Source organism: Streptomyces albiaxialis, from assembly GCF_039530985.1.
Taxonomy (GTDB): Bacteria; Actinomycetota; Actinomycetes; order Streptomycetales; family Streptomycetaceae; genus Streptomyces; species Streptomyces albiaxialis.
The window spans coordinates 353255-372440 of sequence record NZ_BAAAPE010000011.1 but is presented as its reverse complement, the minus strand read 5'-3'; the positions used below and the strand labels follow the sequence as shown (position 1 = coordinate 372440).

22 protein-coding genes and 2 pseudogenes are annotated in these 19186 nt (G+C 70.6%); 11 read left to right on the top strand and 13 right to left on the bottom strand.

Annotated elements, in window-relative coordinates; all coding sequences use genetic code 11:
• Positions 1-201 precede the first annotated feature (201 nt).
• The gene (locus ABD343_RS22265; RefSeq protein ID WP_344530907.1) at positions 202-831 is read left to right on the top strand and encodes a hypothetical protein; all 630 of its coding nucleotides are present in this window, start codon (positions 202-204) and stop codon (positions 829-831) included.
• A 61-nt stretch (positions 832-892) separates the two neighbouring features.
• Positions 893-2611 (top strand): serine/threonine-protein kinase, encoded by a 1719-nt coding sequence (locus ABD343_RS22260; protein WP_344530905.1) that lies wholly within the window; start codon positions 893-895, stop codon positions 2609-2611.
• A 116-nt stretch (positions 2612-2727) separates the two neighbouring features.
• Here ABD343_RS22260 and ABD343_RS22255 read toward each other — a convergent pair.
• The 3 genes and pseudogenes from ABD343_RS22255 to ABD343_RS22245 form a co-directional block, all read right to left on the bottom strand.
• Positions 2728-2964 (bottom strand): annotated as a pseudogene (locus ABD343_RS22255) (transposase family protein); the annotation flags it as partial.
• Positions 2965-3060, bottom strand: a pseudogene (locus ABD343_RS22250) (dihydrofolate reductase family protein); the annotation flags it as partial. It abuts the pseudogene before it with no gap.
• Positions 3061-3068: 8 nt separating this feature from the next.
• Positions 3069-3647: a dihydrofolate reductase family protein gene (locus ABD343_RS22245; RefSeq protein WP_344530903.1), complete on the bottom strand. Its 579-nt coding sequence runs from the start codon at positions 3645-3647 to the stop codon at positions 3069-3071.
• Positions 3648-3818: 171 nt separating this feature from the next.
• Here ABD343_RS22245 and ABD343_RS22240 point away from each other — a divergent pair, with 171 nt between their 5' ends.
• Both ABD343_RS22240 and ABD343_RS41020 read left to right on the top strand, forming a co-directional pair.
• Complete coding sequence (locus ABD343_RS22240) at positions 3819-4745, top strand: LysR family transcriptional regulator (protein ID WP_344530901.1); 927 nt, start codon at positions 3819-3821, stop codon at positions 4743-4745.
• Positions 4746-4772: 27 nt separating this feature from the next.
• Positions 4773-4979, top strand: a complete 207-nt coding sequence (locus tag ABD343_RS41020; RefSeq protein WP_425578239.1) for a hypothetical protein — start codon at positions 4773-4775, stop codon at positions 4977-4979.
• A gap of 85 nt (positions 4980-5064) precedes the next feature.
• Here the strand turns inward: ABD343_RS41020 and ABD343_RS22230 are convergent, their stop codons facing one another.
• Positions 5065-5634 (bottom strand): hypothetical protein, encoded by a 570-nt coding sequence (locus ABD343_RS22230; RefSeq protein ID WP_344530899.1) that lies wholly within the window; start codon positions 5632-5634, stop codon positions 5065-5067.
• Positions 5631-6194 carry a DJ-1/PfpI family protein gene (locus ABD343_RS22225; protein ID WP_344530897.1) on the bottom strand — a complete coding sequence of 188 codons (564 nt, stop codon included), beginning with the start codon at positions 6192-6194 and terminating at the stop codon, positions 5631-5633. The genes ABD343_RS22230 and ABD343_RS22225 overlap by 4 nt, the downstream gene beginning before the upstream one ends.
• Before the next feature lie 66 nt (positions 6195-6260).
• Here ABD343_RS22225 and ABD343_RS22220 point away from each other — a divergent pair, with 66 nt between their 5' ends.
• Positions 6261-6425 (top strand): hypothetical protein, encoded by a 165-nt coding sequence (locus ABD343_RS22220; protein WP_344530895.1) that lies wholly within the window; start codon positions 6261-6263, stop codon positions 6423-6425.
• Positions 6426-6428: 3 nt separating this feature from the next.
• Here the strand turns inward: ABD343_RS22220 and ABD343_RS22215 are convergent, their stop codons facing one another.
• Both ABD343_RS22215 and ABD343_RS22210 read right to left on the bottom strand, forming a co-directional pair.
• Positions 6429-7160, bottom strand: a complete 732-nt coding sequence (locus ABD343_RS22215) for a hypothetical protein (protein WP_344530893.1) — start codon at positions 7158-7160, stop codon at positions 6429-6431.
• Positions 7157-7504: a helix-turn-helix transcriptional regulator gene (locus tag ABD343_RS22210; RefSeq protein WP_344530891.1), complete on the bottom strand. Its 348-nt coding sequence runs from the start codon at positions 7502-7504 to the stop codon at positions 7157-7159. Before ABD343_RS22210 ends, ABD343_RS22215 begins: the two co-directional genes overlap by 4 nt.
• A 144-nt stretch (positions 7505-7648) precedes the next feature.
• Here ABD343_RS22210 and ABD343_RS22205 point away from each other — a divergent pair, with 144 nt between their 5' ends.
• Genes ABD343_RS22205 through ABD343_RS22195 form a run of 3 tightly spaced genes read left to right on the top strand, consistent with a single transcriptional unit; the run spans position 7649 to position 9754 of the window.
• Positions 7649-8134 (top strand): hypothetical protein, encoded by a 486-nt coding sequence (locus tag ABD343_RS22205; RefSeq protein WP_344530889.1) that lies wholly within the window; start codon positions 7649-7651, stop codon positions 8132-8134.
• A 5-nt stretch (positions 8135-8139) separates the two neighbouring features.
• Positions 8140-8415: a hypothetical protein gene (locus tag ABD343_RS22200; protein ID WP_425578241.1), complete on the top strand. Its 276-nt coding sequence runs from the start codon at positions 8140-8142 to the stop codon at positions 8413-8415.
• Positions 8416-8458: 43 nt separating this feature from the next.
• Positions 8459-9754: an FAD-binding oxidoreductase gene (locus ABD343_RS22195; RefSeq protein ID WP_344530887.1), complete on the top strand. Its 1296-nt coding sequence runs from the start codon at positions 8459-8461 to the stop codon at positions 9752-9754.
• Positions 9755-9782: 28 nt separating this feature from the next.
• Here ABD343_RS22195 and ABD343_RS22190 read toward each other — a convergent pair whose 3' ends face one another.
• Entirely contained in the window at positions 9783-10556 is a 774-nt protein-coding gene (locus ABD343_RS22190) for an HD domain-containing protein (protein WP_344530885.1), read from the bottom strand.
• A gap of 327 nt (positions 10557-10883) precedes the next feature.
• On the bottom strand, positions 10884-11849 hold the full coding sequence (locus ABD343_RS22185; RefSeq protein ID WP_344530883.1) for a GlxA family transcriptional regulator: 966 nt from the start codon (positions 11847-11849) through the stop codon (positions 10884-10886).
• A gap of 199 nt (positions 11850-12048) precedes the next feature.
• Here ABD343_RS22185 and ABD343_RS22180 point away from each other — a divergent pair, with 199 nt between their 5' ends.
• Positions 12049-12768: a DJ-1/PfpI family protein gene (locus ABD343_RS22180; protein ID WP_344530881.1), complete on the top strand. Its 720-nt coding sequence runs from the start codon at positions 12049-12051 to the stop codon at positions 12766-12768.
• Between the two features lie 811 nt (positions 12769-13579).
• Here the strand turns inward: ABD343_RS22180 and ABD343_RS22175 are convergent.
• From ABD343_RS22175 to ABD343_RS22165, 3 genes are all read right to left on the bottom strand, one after another.
• Entirely contained in the window at positions 13580-14566 is a 987-nt protein-coding gene (locus tag ABD343_RS22175) for an alpha/beta hydrolase (protein ID WP_344530879.1), read from the bottom strand.
• 303 nt (positions 14567-14869) lie between these two features.
• Positions 14870-15535 (bottom strand): hypothetical protein, encoded by a 666-nt coding sequence (locus ABD343_RS22170; RefSeq protein ID WP_344530877.1) that lies wholly within the window; start codon positions 15533-15535, stop codon positions 14870-14872.
• Between the two features lie 262 nt (positions 15536-15797).
• The gene (locus ABD343_RS22165) at positions 15798-16613 is read right to left on the bottom strand and encodes an SAM-dependent methyltransferase (RefSeq protein ID WP_344530875.1); all 816 of its coding nucleotides are present in this window, start codon (positions 16611-16613) and stop codon (positions 15798-15800) included.
• Between the two features lie 383 nt (positions 16614-16996).
• On the opposite strand from ABD343_RS22165, the gene ABD343_RS22160 reads away from it, so the two are divergent.
• Together ABD343_RS22160 and ABD343_RS22155 are read left to right on the top strand one after the other, a co-directional pair.
• Positions 16997-17227, top strand: coding sequence for a DUF397 domain-containing protein (locus ABD343_RS22160; RefSeq protein ID WP_344530873.1), 231 nt, complete (start codon positions 16997-16999; stop codon positions 17225-17227).
• A 95-nt stretch (positions 17228-17322) separates the two neighbouring features.
• Positions 17323-18288 carry a helix-turn-helix domain-containing protein gene (locus ABD343_RS22155; RefSeq protein ID WP_344530871.1) on the top strand — a complete coding sequence of 322 codons (966 nt, stop codon included), beginning with the start codon at positions 17323-17325 and terminating at the stop codon, positions 18286-18288.
• 48 nt (positions 18289-18336) lie between these two features.
• On the opposite strand, the gene ABD343_RS22150 is transcribed toward ABD343_RS22155, so the two are convergent.
• Positions 18337-19158: an SAM-dependent methyltransferase gene (locus ABD343_RS22150; RefSeq protein WP_344530869.1), complete on the bottom strand. Its 822-nt coding sequence runs from the start codon at positions 19156-19158 to the stop codon at positions 18337-18339.
• Positions 19159-19186 lie beyond the last annotated feature (28 nt).

Below are 19186 nucleotides of genomic sequence, written 5' to 3'. Positions count from 1 at the left end.
TATGGTGCCAAGGCGCGGGTGGCAATGGGGCGAAGACCAGGGGGAGTTGTGGCAGGGATCAGACGTTGCAGGCTGGCTCTGATAGGGGCCACGGTGTCGGGCGCGCTGCTGCTTGCGGCTTGTTCCGGATCGGACGGATCCGCAGAGAGGACGGATGAGAAGGCATCCGATGGTCCGGCTGCGGAGACATCGCGATCCGGCGTGGGCCCGCTCACGTCGGACGCGGACCTGGGCAAGGCCGTGCTCGGGCTGGAAGATCTCAGTGGGGAGTGGACCGAGAAGGACGGCGAGAGTCACTCCTACAGCCGCAAGGACATCACGGCGGGCAAGTTCATCGGTTTTGCCAACTGCTACGGCATGTACACCCAACTGTCGGCCGTCGGCAGCCCCGTCGGCATCGTCGAGCGGGAGTACCGGACGGATGCCCATGAGGCCAGGGTCAGTGTCTACAGTTACGCAAACGCCGGTACCGCGGCGGCAGGACTCGACGCACTCCGCAAGCTGGCGGGCACGTGCGACCGGAAGGGCGCGGATGTCGATGTGATCGAGAAGCAGCCCGACGTCGACAAGTACCACGTCGTCTACGACAAGTCCGGGGCCCGGAAGCTGGGTGACGAGCGGTTCGGACTGATCGGCCAGCGCAAGATCACCGAGTCCGACGTGGACCACAACATCGGACAGAAGATGTACGGGGCGCAGCGCTTCATCCGCGTCGGTCCGAACATCGCGGTCGTCAGTGTGTGGCAGCGGGAGACGATGGCCGAGCGCGCGGACGCGGTGGAGCGGACCGAGTCCGTGGCCGGGCTGCAAGCGGACAAGCTCACGGGCTGAGCACGGCGTACGTCCTCGCACGATCTCACATCGGTACGGAATCCAGGAGGCGGTCTCGACCATGGTGTCCCCGGTCTTCTCTCCGCTGGAGGGTGACGATCCCGCGGCGGTGGCGGGGTACCGGCTGACGGCTCGGCTCGGCTCGGGCGGTATGGGGAAGGTGTACCTCTCCTACACCCCCGGGGGACGCCCCGTCGCGATCAAAGTGATCCGCCCGGAATTCAGCGAGGACCCGGAATTCCGGCGCCGGTTCGCGGGTGAGGTGCGCGCGGCGCAGCGCGTCCAGGGCCTGTACACGGCGCCCGTCATTGACTGCGACACCGACGCCCGCACTCCGTGGCTGGCCACCGCCTATGTGCCAGGCCCCTCTCTCGCCGAAGCCGTCGCCGGACACGGGGCGCTCCCGGCCTCGACGGTGGCGCTGCTCGTCGCGGGTGTCGCCGAGGCGCTCCAGGTGATCCATGGCACGGGCATCGTGCACCGCGACCTGAAACCCTCCAATGTGCTGCTGGCCGGCGACGGTCCCCGAGTGATCGACTTCGGGATCGCCCGCGCCGCCGACGCCACCTCCCTCACCGGCAGTGGCGCCACCATCGGCACCCCGGCCTTCATGGCGCCCGAGCAGGCTGTGGCCGGTGAGATCTCCCCGGCCACGGATGTGTTCGCGCTCGGCCAGGTCGCCGCCTACGCCGCTCGGGGCATCCCTGCCTTCGGGGAGGGGCCTTCGCACGGGGTGCTCTACCGCGTCGTGCACGAGGAACCGGACCTGGACGGGCTGCCGCAGGAGTTACACGCTCTGGTCTCCCGCTGCCTGGCGAAGGATGCGGCGCACCGGCCCGGTGTGCCGGAGGTGATACGGATGTGTCAACAGGCATCCGGTAAGACGCAGTTGGTGCGTCCGGAGGACTGGCTGCCGGGTGCGCTCGCCGCCGACATCACCCAGCGGACCGCAGCACCCGCACCCCACACGGTGACGGAACCCGGGCCAGTCGCCCAAGCCCGGCCCCATGCCCCTCCCATGCCGCCCACCGCTCCGGGAGCGGCGTACCAGCAGACCGCGCCCGCGACAGCCGGCCCGTACGCACCGGCCTCTCCGCCCCCGATGCGCACTGCCGGTGCCGGTACGGCTGCCCTCCAGCGGCCGGACAAGCGCCGGGCCGGGAAAATCGTGGCCGCAGTCGCCGTGACCGTAGTGGTCGTCGCGGGCGGGGCCGCCGCGCTGTGGGCCGCAGGAGGCGACAAGGACGGCGGCAAAGGGGGTGCGAAGAACGGCCCGCAAGCGTCCCGCAGTCCGGATGCCGCACAGCGGCCGGACCAGTCCGACAAGGCCGGAGCCGGACCATCGGCGTCGGGCAAGCCATCGCAGCGGCCGGACCCGCGCCCGCGCACCTACCCGGATATCCAACTGACCAGCGAGTACTACCTGGACTTCGCGGATGAACCGCCCAAGCCGAGAGACCCGAGCAGCTACAGCCACATCGGAGATTTCGAATTCAACGCCGAGAACGACAGGTTCACGGCGGGATCGGCGAAGTTCGTCCTGCTCAACAACGCCCAGCAGGGCAGCCTGAAAACCTGCCGTGCCGAGACCCGCTATACCGAAGAGCTCCAAATGGACCGGGTTTCCAAGGGTTCACAGGTGTGTGTCTACACCGATTCCGGCCACATCGGTCTCGTCACGTACAAACAGCGATCCCCCGAGAGCGACCCGAGTGATGACTACATCACCATCGACCTGACGGTCTGGCGGAACGCGACAGAGCCGACCGAGGATGAGTAACCCCCGGCGCGGGCCCCGCGGTGGGCGGCCATGGCCAGGGTCGCGGACGGCGTGGTCTAAAGGGTGTTGCGGAAGGCTCGGTTCGGGCTGGCCGGAGGGGTGTTTGGCCTGCTGTTTCACGCGGCGAGGGCGAGGTTGTGCATGGTGGCGACGGCCTGGACGGCGTGGTGGAGGCCGTCGCCCTTCTGGCGGCAGTCGCGGAGGATCTTCCAGGTCTTCATGCGGGCGAAGGTGTGCTCGATGCGGGCACGGACCCGGCGGTGTTCGGCGTTGTCCTCCTCCTGACCGCGCAGGAGGGGCCGTCCGGCCCTTCTGCGGTGCGGGACGATCAGCCCGGTGCCCAGGTATGCGCCCTTCGGCTTCTCCTTGTACTCGGCGAACTCCGCCATGTCCGGCCAGACAGGGCTGAAAGCCTCGTAGCTGACCCGGCCGAACAGCATGGCATCGGCGGGGCGGATCAGGTGCGGTCCCGCCGGTAGCGCAGGAGTGCGACCTTGGAGTCGAAAACCCTCGCCTCGGCCAACGTCAGCCCGGTACGGCGCTTGAGGTCCTGGAAGACCGGCTTGCCGCCACCCAGCAGGACCGGATGGACGGTGATCCGGTACTCGTCGATCAGGTCGTGTTCGGCCAGGGACGCGGCGAGGTCGGCGCCGCCGAACAGCACCAGAGTGGTACCGGACCGCTTCAGTGCTGCGATCCGCTCGGCGAAGTCGGTGCCCAGCACCTGTGTGTTCCAGTCGGCCTTCTCCAGGCTCCTGGAGACTACGAACTTGGGCTTTTCCCGCCATAGCGGCGCGAACTCCAGATCGTGCGGGTGAGTGGAGATCTCCTCGGCGCGCGGCCAGTAACCGGACATCATCTCCCACACCACCCGCCCGTACAGAAAGGCGTCAACTTCGGCGCTCACCGTCTGGGAGTACGCCGACAGCTCCTCGTCCACCACCGTCCAGTCGAACTCGCCGTCGGGGCCCTCGATGAAGCCGTCAACCGATTGGGCCACGAAGTGGATGAGCGAGCCGGGCGTTGTTGTGGTCATCTGTGTCCTCCAGCAGAGCAGAGCAGCGCAGCGCCGCTCCGGAGCGACGCTGCGGGTTGGGTGCTGTCTCAATCTGCACCGGCGTACGAGGGGTGATCAACGCCTGAATGGGACAGCGGCGTTAACCCGGCACGAAACGATCCCGTGCGCCGGCCTGCGCGACGAGGTAGCGTGTCGCGTTCGCAAGCAGGCCAGGTCACGGGGGTGGTCGTCGTGGAATTGCGGGACATCGAGATACTGCTCGTGCTCGCCGAAGAGCTGCACTTCGGCAGGACCGCGGAGCGGCTGCACATCACCCCGTCCCGGGTCAGCCAGTGCGTCAAGGCACAGGAGCGCCGCATCGGCGCGGCGCTGTTCGAGCGGACCAGCCGCAAGGTGGCGCTCACTCCGATCGGACGCCAACTGATCGACGATCTGGCACCGGCCCACCACCAGATGAGGGAGAGCCTGCGTCGCGCGGAGCAAGCCGCCCGGGGAACGGTCGGCGTGCTGCGCCTGGGGATGATCTCCTCCAACGTGGACGACCTGCGGCCCTATTTCGACGCGTTCGCCGTCGAGCGGCCCGGCATCGAGGTGCAGATCCGCACCATCGGTTTCACCGACCCCTTCGCCGGGCTGCGCAGCGGCGAGCTCGACGCCGCCCTGGTCTGGCTCCCCGTTCAGGAGCCCGACCTGACGGTGGGCCCCGTGATCCACATCGAGCCGCTGATGCTCGCCGTCTCATCCGGCCACCCGCTGGCGCGCCAGGCGTCGGTCAGCCGCGAGGACCTCGCCGACCAGACCGTCATCGCCCTCGATGCGCCCGCGTACTGGCGTGCGGCCATGGTGCCGACGCACACCCCCAGCGGCCGCCCCATCCAGGCCGGGCCCACAGCCTCCGACTTCATGGAGGTGCTGCTGATCATCTCCCGCGGCGAGGCTGTGTCCCAGGTGCACCTCCAGGCCGCGCGTTTCTTCGCACGACCCGACATCGCCTACCTCCCCGTCCGCGATGCCGCGCCGACCCGGTGGGCACTGATCTGGCGCACCAGCGCCGAGACCGACGCGATCCTCGCCCTCGCGAAGACCGTCGAGCAGATCGGGCCGCTGAAGCAGTAACAGCCGCCTCGGAGCCCGACCTCTAACGTGCTCGCCCCGGAGGTCGCCGGACTGTATACCGACGGCCGGGTGGTTGCCGACGAGGGGGACCTCGACTGGATCGAGATCCACGGGTTTGACGGCACGCCCCTTGCATGCCAACAGCAGCTCCACCTGGACTTCGGCGTGGACGACCTCGACACAGAGGAGTACGAGAACCGCGTCAGCACCCTTGCGACTGACATCATTCCCTGATGAGCGACTGAAGCGACCCAGCTCGAACCATGATCAAACTGAGTGCCAACCGCTGTACTGCTGTTGCTCAAGCCCGGATACCGGGTCAGCGGTCCTTGTGGTCGACCCACCACTTGCTGCACTTGGTGGGTCCATTCGTCGGGTTGATGCAGGTACGTACGGCGTAAGCTCGGACGGAGTCCCTCTGCACCGTCACGGCGTTGGTGAACATGTGGTCGTTGACGTTCGCCTCGTACCAGCCTGCGGTGTTTTCACAGGAGCGGACGGCGCCCATCTCATAGACCGCGGACTTCGACGGATGCCATCCGTTGGTATCCGGTCCCGACATCTTGAAGGTGTTCTTGCTGCGCTGCACGTAGGCCTTGTCTCCCTGCGCGATGTCATAGGCGAAGGAGTAGGCGCGGTCGTCGGGCTCCCTCTCGGTGTAGAGGCGGGCGGTGCGGCCCGTGCTCGTCACCGTTTTGGTCACGGCAAAGAGGCCGATGAGGGCGGTATCATCACAGTGCTTGATTTTGCGGTACTTCGACGCGGATGCGTCAGCGGCCGTAGCCTTACCGGGAGCTGGTTGGGCGGCTGAGGGCACTGTCATAGCGGTGAGCCCGCCCACAGCGAGCATCAGCGAGGTGACGCCGATCCGAGCCTTGTGATGCTTCATCTTGGAATCTCCCCCGTTGTCCTGCGGCCCGATCGGTTCTCCCACGGCGGCGTTTCTCGGGCCACGGTGAATGCCGCTCGTGACAATGCTCGTGGCCATCCGGCGCAGGCGCCATGCGGTTCGGCCCTGCCCGAAAGAGGATGCGTGGCCCCTGGGCCCAAGGCGGAGGGGGAGGCCGTGAGCCCGGCGGCGGACAGCAGCATCGTTCCCGTGCACACCCCTGCCATGGTCAGGCCGGGCCGACGGGCCCTGGCGAGGGCCTTCGGCAGGACCCCTCGCTGGATCTCCCCGGCGACCGCCGCCCCGTCGCCGTAGCCGCCGCCGGGCACCACGAGGAGGTCCGCCGACCGGGGTGACCACGGGGCGCGGATCGCGATCTCCAGTCCGGACATCGTGGTCACCCTGCCGGGGCCGTCGGCCGAGACGAAGGTCTGCTGGATCCGGCGCTGTTCCGCGAGGATGCCGAGGACCTCGACGTGGCCCGCGAAGTCCTGCTCCTCCACTCCGTCGTAGAGCACCGTGTGGACGCGGAGCGGCTCTCGAAGAGGTCGTCTGTGCATGGCGAGGCTCCGACGGTTGTCGGGGGCAAGCCGGAGATGTGGCCGAGCAGGCCGAGCCTGTTGACCGTGAGATCCAACGGCGCGAGGGCGGCATTGAGCTCGGTCTCGACGCGGCGCGCCAGCGTCAGGACGACGACGGAGGTGCTGCTCGTGGGTGCGGCCGCGCCGCCGTTCTCGATGCTCACGGTTCCAGTTTCCCTGGTGCGGGCCCTCACCCGGCGGGACGGGTGAGCGTCAGGTCACCGGCAGGCGTGCGCACTCGCGGCAGGCGCGGGCCGAGGCGGCGACCTTCGCGTGGGAGGCGATGACGACGACGCCCGCGGCCACGCTCAACGGCCAGTACGTGGCGAGGACCGAGGCGAGGGCCAGGGTGAGCGCGCTGACGGCGAGGGCCACGGCGGCGGTGGTCCCGGTCCAGGCGACCGCCAGAGGCAGCCGGTGCGGGGTGGGGAGGCGGCGCGCGAGCGCGCCGGTCGCGACGAGCGCCGCCGCGCCCACCACCGCCGCCGACGCCGCGACCCCGCCGAGGTGGGCGACCAGCAGCTCGACCGGACCGGGCGGTCGGCCCCCCGCCCAGCCGTCCCATGTCCGCACCAGGTACCAGCACATGAGCAGCAGCGGGGCGACCAGCATGACCGTGCGGGCGGTGTGCCGCGCCTGGGCGATGGTCAGCTCACGCTGGAAGCTCGGCGCGAGTTCCGCCACGCTGCCGAACTCCCGTACCACCTGACGCGCGGCGCGCTCGTCCGCCGCCGCCTCCCGCGCACTCTCCGCGCGGCCGTGCGAGAGGTCGTACGAAAGATCCCGCGTGGCGTCGAGCATGCCCTCGCGCAGCTCGCGCAACAGGCGTGACTTGACCCGTGCGGGGCCGTGGAGCGCCGCCGCGAGAGCCGCGACGTGGGCCTCGATGGGCGCCTCGACGGGTGCCCCGGCGGGGGCGGCCGGGGAGCCGGTCGGCGTCGTCATGTCGCGTGCTTCGGGCCGGTGCCGGGAGCCGGGTCCAGCACGGCGCCGATGGCGGTCGTGAACTCCTGCCACATCGAGCGCTCCTCGGCGAGGCTGCGACGGCCGGCGTCCGTGAGTTCGTAGCGACGCCGTCGCCGCTCGCCCTCCGACTCCCAGGTGCTGCGCAGAAGCCCGAGCCGCTCCAGCTTGTCGAGGGCGGGATAGATGGTGCCTTTGCGCAGTTCGAGCACGCCGTTGCTGCGCTCCTGGACCGCGGTGATCACCGCGTACCCGTGCAGCGGGCCGGATTCGAGGACGGACAGCAGGAGTCCGTCGAGATGTCCGCGTACCGCGCTCGCCTTCATAGTCAGACAGCCTACCCAAGGGCGGCCGGGACGTGCTACTTATAGATCGACAGCCAACCTATTGGCTGCCAACCCGCACGTGGTGTGCCCGGAACCGGCCGTCGCGCAGAAGGGAGCTGGCGGCCGACCCGGAAGGGGACCTCGGTGACCAAGTTCCTGCTCTCCGTGCACGTCCTGGCCGCGATCCTCGCGGTCGGGCCGATCACGGTCGCGGCCTCGATGTTTCCGCGTTTCGTCCGTACGCCGGAGGGCGAGGGGGACGATCCGCCGGGGCAGAACCTCCGTACCGCCGGGCTCCTGCACCGGATCTGCCGTGGATACACCGTCCTCGGCATCGCCGTCCCGGTCTTCGGCGTGGCCACCGGCGCGCAACTCGGCGTCCTCACCGACGCCTGGCTGCTCGCCTCGGTCGTGCTGACCGCCGCCGCGGCGGCCCTGCTGCTCCTCGTGATCCTGCCGCGCCAGCGGCGCCTGCTCCCCGCACCCACCACGGAGGCGACCGCGCCCACGGCGGAGGCACGTCGCGCGGGAGCCGCCCGGCTCGCCATGGTGACCGGGATCTTCAACCTGCTGTGGGCGGTCGTCGTCGTGCTGATGATCGTGCGCCCCGGCTCCACGACGGGGGCGTGAACGGCATGCGGACGATGCTGACACTGCGCGTCGCGGCCGCCGCCGAGGCCGTCTCTCTGGCGCTTCTGCTGGCCAACCTCCTCACCGTGCACGCCGGGTGGATCACCTCGCTGGGCGGCCCCACGCACGGCACGGCCTACCTGGTCACGATCGTCGCCACCTGGCAGACGCCCCTTGCCGCTGCCCGGCGGGCCCGGCTGCTCGCCCTCGTCCCCGGCGTCGGAGGGCTGCTCGTACTGCGCCGCCTGCGCGGGCGGGAGGCGGCCGTTCCGGCGCCTTGAACACGCCCGCACGTACCGAATCACCTGAGAGACAAGGATGAACATGACGCACACGAACGAGGTATCCCGCCGCCTGTCCGAAGAGCTGGCCCGGTCCGTGACCGGCCCGGTCCTGCTGCCCGACGACGCCGGGTACGCGCGGGAGTCGGCCGGATTCCAGCTCGGGCTGCGGCACCGGCCCGATCTGGTCGTCGGGGCGCGGAACGCCGCCGACGTACGGACCGTGCTGCGGCGCGCCGCCGCGTACGGCCTGCCGGTCACGGTGCACAGCACCGGACACGGCATGCGGGCGTCCGCCGAGGGCGGGGTGCTGCTGACGCTGCGACGGCTGAACGCCGTGGCCGTCGACCCGGTGGCCGCGACGGCCCGCGTCGGTGGCGGCGCGACCTGGGACGACGTCATCGCGGCCACCGCACCACACGGGCTGGTCCCGCCGAGCGGCAGCCTGGGCTCCGTGGGCGCCGTCGGCTACACCTTCGGCGGCGGGCTCGGCCTGCTGGCCCGCTCGGACGGCTGGGCCTGCGACCACGTCCGCTCGTACACCGTCGTCACGGGGGACGACGAGGAGCGCGAGGTCGGGCCGGGTGACGGCGAGCGGTTCGCCCGGCTGCGCGGCAGCGGCCCTGTGCCGGGCGAGGTCGTCACGGAGATGACCGTCGGTCTGCTGCCCGAGGGGCCGCTCCAGGGCGGCGGGCTCGCCTTCGACCTCGGTGCGGCCGACGCCACGGGCGATCCCACGCCGCTCCACGCCTTCCACGAGTGGACCCTCGGCCTGCCGCCCGAACTCACCTCCGCGCTCCGGGTGATGGCCTTTCCCGCCCTCGACGTCCTCCCGCCCCACCTGCGCGGACGCAGGATCGCGCGCGTCGCGGTCTCCCTGCGCGGCTCGGCGGAAGACGCCGAAGAACTCGTCGCGCCGCTGCGGAAGGCGGCGCCGCCCGTCGAGGACACGCTCGCCCCCATGCGGTTCGCGGAGTACGCCCGCGTGCACGCGGAGCCGGACGGGGCCGGGGCGTTCATCGGGGAGAACCTCCTGGCCGACACGCTGTCCCCGACAGCACTCGGCACCCTGGCCGGTCCCGGCGGGTCCCAGATGGTGATCATGAACGTACGGCACCTCGGCGGCGCGCTCGCCCGCCCGGCCGCCGTACCCGACACCGTGACGGGCCGCGACGCGCGGTACCTCGTCGCGGCCCTGTCCCAGGTGGACCCGGACATATCCGTGCCGGCCCCGGCCCAGGCCCACGCCCAGGCCGGCCCCGCCCGATGGCTGGAACCGTTCGCTCCGGACCGGGTCGGCGTCAGCCCCGCCTTCCGGATGGGCCCGGGCACAGCCTGAACCCGTACCCGCTCACACACGGAACTCTTCAATCGCCCCAGCGGTTCGTGTCGAGGGCCGTCTGCCAGGTGGTGTAGGGGAGTTCGGGGTGGAGCTGGTGGAGGATCTCGCCGGGCAGGGTCATCGGCGGGGCCGTGACCGGGTCGGCGAGGCTGCGGGTCTCCAGGTCTTCGCTGAGGGCGCGGATCCCTCCGAGACGGGGGTGGACGGCGTGCACGCGGGAGGCGTAGCCGGGCGGCAGGTCGTCGGGGCCGCCCTCGATGTCGAGGAGGATGCCGCGCTGCGCGATGCCGATCTCCGGCGGGCGGCGGCGCCGGTGGACGGGGGAGGCCGCGAATCCGGGCGAGGTGTGCAGCGCGATGCCGTCCCAGACAGTGTCCACGCGGGTGTCGGTGACGCCGTTGTCCTCCAGGAAACGCGCCGCCAGGTCGGCGCCCGCGACCTCGAACCGCTGCCGGTCGTCCGCCGCCCGTCTGGTCAGCCCCATGTCGTGCAGCGCGCAGACCAGGAACAGCACCTCCTCGTCGTAGTCCCTCCCGGGCCGCCGCCCGGCCTGCGCGGCGGCGGCGCGGGCGAACAGGAAGGCGCGCAGGCTGTGATTGCGCAGGTACGGCTGCGCCGCCTCGTCCAGGAATCCGCGGGCCTTACGGGCCAGGGCCGTGTCCGGGAACGACAGTTCCCCGGTGGCGTCGGGGCCGGCGTCGGCGGCGTCCGTGGCGGCGGCGTCCGTGGTGACGGCTGTCGCTGACAGCGCGGCGGCTCCGGTGATCAGCGCGTCGCGACGTGACGGGTGTGCGGGCATCGGTTCTCTCCTTGATCCGGTGACACGTGCGTGGACAGCGCCCCGTCGGGGCGCGGGACTGTGCCGATACGCGGCTCCGCCGCGAGGGGTTCCTCCCTGTCCGAGCGGAGCTGGGGACTTGGGCGGCGGTGCGGCCCGCCGGGACCCGCTGGGGTCCTTCTGAGGGATCAGGCTGGGTCAGGGAGCGTCGTCCTGTGGCTGCGTGCCCAAGGCGGAGGATGGAGCCGACGCGGAGCGTTGCCGGCCGATGACAACGCCGTGGGGGTACCCCCTGTTCGAAGAGCTTGGGGGAGGAGTCGCGGGACGACGCGAGCCCAGCGGGATCCGTCAGAAGGCCACCTGGGCGGAGGTGGTCGTGCGGAATCGCGCGCGGTAGGCCGCAGGCGGTGCCCCGAGCACGCGCAGGAACACCCGGCGCATCGTCTCGTCCGTACCGAACCCGCAGGCGCGGGCGATGGTGTTCACGCCGGCGTCGCAGGATTCGAGCATGGCCTGCGCCGCCTCCACGCGGACACGTTCCACGTACTGCCCGGGCGTGCCGCCGACTTCGCGACGGAAGAGGCGGGTGAGGTGGCGCTCGCTGACGGCGAGCTGCTCGGCCATGGCGGCCAGGGTGTGGCTCCCGGCGGGGTCGGCCACCACGGCGTCCAGTACCCGCCGCAGCCTGGCGTCACGGGGCGGGGGCACCGCACCCCGCACGCTGAACTGCGACTGGCCGCCGGGGCGCTGGAGGAAGACGACCAGGTGCTTGGCCGCGGTACGCGCCACCTCGGGGCCGTGGTCCTCCTCGACCAGTGCCAGTGCCAGGTCGATGCCCGCGGTCACCCCGGCGGAGGTGATGAGCGGCCCGTCACGTACGTAGATGGCGTCGGGCTCCACCCGCACCCGCGGGAAGCGCCGCGCGAGCGTCGCGCACTCGGCCCAGTGCGTCGTGGCCCGCCTGCCGTCGAGCAGCCCGGCCTCCGCCAGCAGATACGCGCCGGTGCAGGCCGACGTCGTACGTCGCGCACCCGCGCCGAGGCGGCGTACGTGCGCGATCAGCTCCGGCGGATGCCCGTGGCCGTTCACCGTCGGATAGCCCGGCACCATCACCGTGTCCACCGTCTCGGGGACGTCCTCCAGCGCCAGTTCGACCCCCAGCGGGATCCCGGTGTCGCTCACCACCGTGCGCCCGCCGGGTGAGGCGAGCCGGACCCGGTAGCCGGTCCCGTGCAGCACCTGCACCGGTCCGGCCACATCGAGCAGCACCACGCCGTCGCCCACGACCACGACCACATCGCTCTCGGTTTTCACACTCCTCAGTCTCGGCGGCCGGCCGGTATGTCCTCAAGGACGAGCAGCCCACACATCCGGACATCCCCTTCCGCGTACCTCGTGCCCGGGGAGACAGTCGTCCGGCCCGCGTTCCACGGCTCGGAACCAGCGCATTCCCGACGTCGACCGACTCAGTCCGCCAGTCCTCCGATTCCGACCGACTCAAGGAGCACATGACATGCAGCGCCGGAACGTCATCCGTACGGGCGCCGCGGCAGCGGCCACGGCCACGCTGGGCCTCGGCACCTCCTCCACCTCCGCCGCCGCCGGACAGAAACGTGCACACGCCCGCGAACTGCGCGTCCACACCGTCCTGTTCGACGCCGTCGAGGAGCAGGACTTCGCGGGCCCCGTCGAGGTGCTGGGCATCCTCGCGGACGCCGACAAGCGCCGGATCAGGCAGAGCTTCGTCACCGCCGACGGCCCCCGCACCGTACGGACGTCCTCCGGCATGCACACCGACGTACGCGACCCCTGGGCCCCGGAGGACGCGGACGTCCTGCTCGTCCCGGGCGGGGGCTACGGGAGGGGGTCGGGGGTCGATGACGAGATCGCGCGCGGCGTACTGCCGCGCGCACTGGCCAGGGCCGAGCGGCCCGGGCTGATCATGGGCGGGATATGCACCGGCGTCATGGTCCTGTCGGCGGCGAAGATCACCCGCGGCAGGCCGTGCACGACGCACTTCGCGGCCCGCGACGACCTCGCCAAGCAGGGCGGAAAGCTCACCTACGGGCGGGTGGTGGACGACGGGGACCTGATCACCTGCGGTGGCGTCACCTCGGGCCTCGACCTGGCCCTCTGGCTCGCCGAACGCCTCTACGGACCGGCGAGCGCGCTGCGTGCCGAGATGGTCCTGGAGTACGAGCGCCGCGGCACTGTCTGGCGCGCGAAGAACTGACCCCGGCGCGCACGTACGTGCCGACCGCTCGCCCCGGGTTTCTTGACGCTCTGAAGGGCATCGGCCAGCTTCAGCCCTGCCTGGCAGGAGAATCGGCTCCCCATGCGACGGAGCACCTTCGTGAGCGGAGATCCCGGGCTTGCGATACCGGGTCATCTCGATCCGGACGCCATGGTCCGCTTCCTGGCGGACAGTGCCCGGCACTCCTGCTGGCATGAATGGCTGAACGCTGCGTGCCTGGCCTTGCCGGCCCCAACGGGGCTCTCGGCCTTCGGGCCCGGCATGACTCCCCCGTATTTCATGATCTGGGGGGTGGTGTCACCGGGCCCGGAGGCGCCGGTAGACCGCTGCTCGATCCGGCTGTTGACGTGTGCGGCGGACACCCTGACTTGAAGTTGCGGTCACACACGTTCATGCCTCTGTCGAGTCACACCGCGCGGGTGCCGGTCAGCGGCGGCACGCTGATCATGAGCCGTCCCCGCAGGGCGGCATGGGGCAATGCGAGCCCGTGCCGACCGGCACCGTGGACGCTACGGCTGCAGACCGCGCGTCCGGGCTCGATTCAACAAGTCAGGGGCCTGACCGCCGGACTTCTCCCGGGAGGCTCTTCGTCATGTGGATGCCGGCGACTGGTGCCGCAGGTGAGGCCGGGCCGACGTGCTCTTCGCGATGCTCCGCGACGGCACGTTCCACCAGCCCCGAACCGCCCCAGCCCCGTGACCAGAGAGATACGGGCGCCCCTCTTCACCGGCGCCGCCCCCGCGCCTCGGCGGTCCTGATCGGCGTGCTCATGTTCGCGTGACACGTCGGCTCATCGGCCCGTCGGCGTGTCCAGGTTCTTGAGCAGCAGGGGGAGGGCGCGGTGCAGCTCGCGCGTTCCGTAGGCGGGGTGGTGGGTGCCGGTGTAGAAGTGCGTGGTCACGGGGACGGAGAGGTGGCGCAGGCGGGCGGTCAGGGACTTGTTCATGACGCGCAGGTCCGCCTCGGCCGGGTCGTACGGGCTGTCGGGGTCGAGCGGGCCGGGACGCCCGTCGCCCGCCGAGAGGAAGACGTCCGTGCCGCGCAGCCGGGGCGCGAGGTGGTGCGGGTCGTGGGCCCGCCAGACCGCGCACTGGGTGTCCGGGTCGCCCCACAGGGCGTCCAGACTGCCGCCCCAGCCCTCCTCCAGCGTCGGCCAGATGTTCGCCATGCGGGGGTGGAGCAGGTGCACGGGCCCGCTGAACCCGGCGGCGGCGGTGAACATGCCCGGCCTGCGCGCCGCGTACGAGAGCGCGCCGAAGCCGCCCATCGACAGCCCAGCGACGGCCCGCTTCCGCCCGGCGCCGTAGTCGCGTTCCAGCAGGGGGCGGGTCTCGTCCAGGTGGAAGGTCTCCCAGGCGGGCGGGCCGCCCTCGCCGTGGTTCCACCAGTCACTGTAGAAGCCGAGCTTGCCGCCCTCGGGCATGACGACGAGCACGTCCCGGAGGGCGCGGGTCGCCTCGATGTCTGACTCGCGTGTCCAGGTCTTGTAGGTCTCCGGCTCGAAGCCGCCGTGCAGCAGATAGAGCACGGGCCACCGGTCGTCGGGCCCCCGTTCGTCCCAGCCGTCCGGAGTGAGCAGCCGCACCTTCGCCCGTTCGGCCAGGGCGGGTGACTCGATGGTGAGGTCGGTCAGGCGGGGTCCGACGCGCTCCTCGGCCACCACCCGGGGTTTCTCCTCCGTCGCGCCTGCGGGACCGTCGCTGCCGGACGCCGGCAGCGCGGTCGCCAGGAGGGCAGGGACGGCGGTCAGGGTGACAAGGGCGCGTAGGAGCCGCATGGAGTTCCTCTCGGCCGCATATCCTTCTACAGCCCTGTAGTTGGAGTGTAGGGACGACCATCGCAAGAAGGAGTGAGCGCCTCAATGGTGCTCCAACGGCTTCTCGGCACCCGCTGGAGCTGGCCACCACCGCTTCCGCCAGTCGGTCCGGTTCAGCTCCAGCAGCGTCCAGGCTTCGATCAGGTCCTCCGGGCAAGAGCAGCAGCCCTGACCGTCTGGTTCACGAGGGGTGAACGGCCGCGCCTGCCAGCACGGCCGTTCGGGGTCGATGTCGGTTCACCCGCTCAGAACCCAGCGAAGCCGCTATCGGGGAGCATCCGATCGTTGGTCCGGAGGTTCAGTTGGGACAGAGGCTGCAAACATCTCCGCGACTCTCCGGGCCGTAGTCGTAGGTGTGCGCCGCTGGATCCAATAGCAGGAGGCGAGGGCGACAGTGCCGACCAGCACGCTGGCGAGGGTCAGCCCGATGTAGAGCCACGCGCGCTCGTGCCCCCAGGCCCCCCGCGAAAGAGTGTGCAGGGCCTGGGTCAGGCCGACTCCTACGCTCGCGGCATATACCACCCCGCCGAGGAAGAGCGCGGTCTTCACATGGCGACCGGACCCTGCGCGGACGTTGACGCGGGACTGCCACGCGATGAGGGGGAGGCCGACGCGCCTCGTGATCTCTTCCTCCAAGCCGATCTTGTACCCGATCAGGGCTCGGGTCATGTTGTTCAGGTAGAGCCCGTAGGTGATGACGATGGAGACGCCCAGTGGCAGCCACATCAGCAGGAAGCTCTTCCCGCCTCCGAACGCGACGGTCGCGGCCAGCGCGATGACGGTGCTTCCCGCAGCGAGGATGCGATCGCCTGAGGTTGTCAGGGCTGAGATGCGGCCCCCCACGTCTCGGCACTCGTCGATTAACCAGTTGACGATCTGCTCGTCAGAGAACTGCTGAGTGGGCTCGGAGCCGTGCCGCTGTCCGGACATCGGATCAGGCTCCCACGCTGGCGCCCCCTCGTGCGGCCCGTGGACCGCGCTGGCCCTGGGCCACCCTGTACGGCCCGCCCCGCCCCTGGATCTGGCCGGCGATCAGGCGACCCCTCCCTTGCGCGACGGATGGCGCGTTCTCGGGCGCGGTTGCTGGCCGTCGGCCGTGGGAGCTGCGTTGCGAAGGCCGAACTGCTGATGGGGGAGCTGGAACGCCTGGGGGAGCGGGGCTCGGGGCGCGTGCGGGGCAGTCGCGTGTGGGTCAGGGCTTGAGGGCGACTCCGGCCCAGACGCCCGCCTCGGCGGGGGTGACGGGGCCGGGGTCGTGGGGCGTCTCGTCGGGGGCCTGGGCGGCGTGCCACTCGCTGGTCGGCACGATGCCCGGGGGCAGCAGGTCCATGCCCTCGAAGAAGTCGGCGGTCCCCTGGCGGGTCGCCAGGCGGGTGGGGGTGACGGACTTGCTGTACTGCTCGGCCAGCGCGGCCATCTGCCCGTCGTCCAGGTCGATCGCCGCGTGCGAGAAGACGAGGGCGCTGCCCGGTGCGAGGGGCGCGGTGAGGCGGCGCATCAGGCCGTACGGGTCGTCTTCCTCGGGGATGAAGTGGAAGAGCGCGACGGCCGAGAGGGCGACCGGGCGGGAGAGGTCCAGCGTCTTGCGGGCGTACTCCAGGATGCGGTCCGGGTCGCGTACGTCGGCCTCGACGTAGGCCGTGTCCCCTTCGGGGGTGCTGTTCATCAGGGCCCGGGCGTGCGCGAGAACGATCGGGTCGTTGTCCGAATAGACCACTCGCGCCCGGGGGTTCACCGACTGGACCACCTGGTGCAGGTTCGGCTCGGTGGGGATGCCCGTCCCGATGTCCAGGAACTGGTCGATCCCCGTCTCCCGTGCGACGAAGCGTGAGGCGCGGTGCATGAAGCCCCGGTTCTGCCGCGCGGCCACCATGGCGTGGGGGTTGGCCTTCAGGGCCTGGAGCGCTGCTTCCCGGTCCACGGCATAGTTGGTCTTGCCGCCCAGGAAGTAGTCGTAACAGCGCGCCGTGTGCGGCTTCGTCCCGTGCTCGAACTCGCTGTCGCTCATCCATCATCCCTCTCGACGCCAACTGCCGGACCGGCACAGGCGGTTCATGATCGGACGCCCGGCCGGATGCCGTCAACGTGCCCCTCCCCAGTACTCGTCCCGCGTATGCCCTGCGGGGGCCGGTGAGGGCGGGCCGGAGATCCGCGCGGGGACCGGGCCGACCCGTCATCTTTGGCCAAAATCGGCCGCCCGAGAACACTCATTCGTGGGACTTCGCGTCGCCCCAGGCGGAGCTAGGATTCACGGAAATCCACGCGGCCGTGCAATTGCATATGGCTTTGCACGGCATGCCTCCACAGAGGGGGTGTGGAACGCAAGCGGTATTCGCAGAATACCCCCGTAAGGATTACCAGTCGAACGTTTCGGCGAAAGAGGAGTGGGTTATGGCGGCCAACGGGATTCCCGCGGGTGAGATCTCCAGCGCGCACTGGGTGAAGAGCAGCGCCAGCACGGCTGAGGGGAACTGCGTCGAGCTGGCCCCGCTAAAGGGCGGCGGCGTTGCGGTGCGCAATTCCCGGTACCCGGACGGGCCCGTGCTCGTGTACACCCGGGAGGAGATGGCGGCGTTCGTGACGGGCGCGAAGAAGGGTGAGTTCGACGCCATGGTTGACTGAATTCAGCCGCTGATCCAGCGGAATGGGGGACATGCGGGGCCGCTTCTGGGATGGTGGGCGCTTTCGTACCGACCTCGCCTCGTGGAGGGGAACGCATGTCCGCCGCCGATTACGGACGGGGAGAGCCGGCCCCGGTCCAGGTCTCCTTCGGCGCCGCCGATCTGGTGCGGGCGCGGGGGAACCCGGACGTCGCCGGGAAGATCCTGGGGATGTACCTGCGCGGGCTGCGCGAGCAGCGGGGGATGCAGATCCGCGAGGTGAAGGAGTGCATCCGGGCCTCGGTCTCGAAGATCTCCCGGCTGGAGCGGGGCGAGAGCCCGGCCAAGGAGGCCGACGTCTTCGACCTGCTCCACTTCTACGGGGTGCGCGACCAGCAGCAGTTGGCCGCCGTCCAGGAACTGCTGCGGCACTCGCGGGAGCTGCCGTGGTGGGAGCAGTACAGCGACGTGCTGCCCGGCTGGCTCCGGCGCCTGATCAGCATGGAGGGGCAGGCCGACCAGTTGCGGATGTACGAGACGCACAGCGTGCCCGGCCTGCTCCAGACCCCCGACTACGCGCGCGCCCTGGTGTGCGGAGGGCTGCGCGGGGCGGAGGGGGACGAGGTGGAGCGGCGGGTGCGGCTGCGCATGGACCGCCAGCGGCTCCTGACCGGGCCCGTGGCGCCGCGGGTGCTGGCCCTGCTGGACGAGAGCGTGCTGCAGCGTACGTTCGGCGGTCCGGCGGTGATGCGCGATCAGATGCGGCACCTGCTGGACCTGTCGGCACAGGAGGGCATCAACCTCCGCGTCATCCGCTTCGACTGCGGCTTCGCCGCGCCCACCTCGGCCTTCACCTATCTGACGTTCGCCCCCGGCGGCCTCTCGGAGATGGTCTATCTGGAACGCGCGGGCGGCGCCTCGTACTTGAGCAAGCCCGCGGAGGTGGAGTCCTTCCGCCGCACGCTGGAGCAGCTCCAGGAGGCGGCCGAGCGCCGCCGCCCCAGCATGGAGATGCTGCGCGAGGCCGAGGAGCGCTTCGCGGCCCTCGCCGCGTCATGGCCAAAGCCACGGCCACAGCCATAGCCGGGCCGCTCCGGGGTCTCTGCGAACGGACGCTCGGCGAGCGGGACTTCAGCGCGTACGGCCGATTCCGCCGTACTCGATCCACTCCTGCGTCTGCTGGCGGGGGGCGAGGTCGGTGTCCGGCCGCCACTGGGAGACCTCCACCAGGCGCCCGGGGGGCAGGATCTCCATCCCGTCGAAGTAGACATCGATCTCGGCGGGGGCGCGCACGCGTCCCCACTCGCCCTGGGTGCTGCGCAGCATGAAGTCGGTGGTGTCCGCGCGGACCTGCGGATCGTCGCTGACCAGGTGGCAGATGACGACGAAGCTGCCGGGCGCGAGCCGGTCGGCGACGCGGCGTACGAGGGCGGCGGGGTCGTCGGCGTCGGGCAGGCAGTGCAGTACGGAGACGAACAGCGCGGCGGTGGGCTGCTCGGGGTCGATCAGGCGCTCGACCTCGGAGTGCGCGAAGATGCCGTCGGTGTCGCGCATGTCCGCCTGGATGACCGCGGTCTCGTCGTTCTCCTCCAGCAGCGTGCGGCCGTGCGCCAGCACGATCGGGTCGTTGTCGACGTAGACCACCCGGCAGGACGGGTCCACGCGCTGGGCGACCTGGTGGACGTTGTCCTGGGTGGGCAGCCCGGAGCCGTGGTCGAGGAACTGCCGTACCCCGTACTCCTGGGCCAGGACGCGCACGGTGCGCTGGAGGAACCGGCGGTTGTTCAGGGCCAGTTCCTTGGTACTGGGCGCGATCCGGTCGAGGTCCTCGCAGGCCTGGCGGTCCACGGGGTAGTTGTCCGTGCCGCCCAGGTAATAGTCGTACATGCGGGCGACGCTGGGCGTGGTGATATCGATCGGAGAGCTGGAAGTGGAGTGCTCGCCGTGTCCCATCAGGCCCCCGTGCTCGTATGTGCTCGAC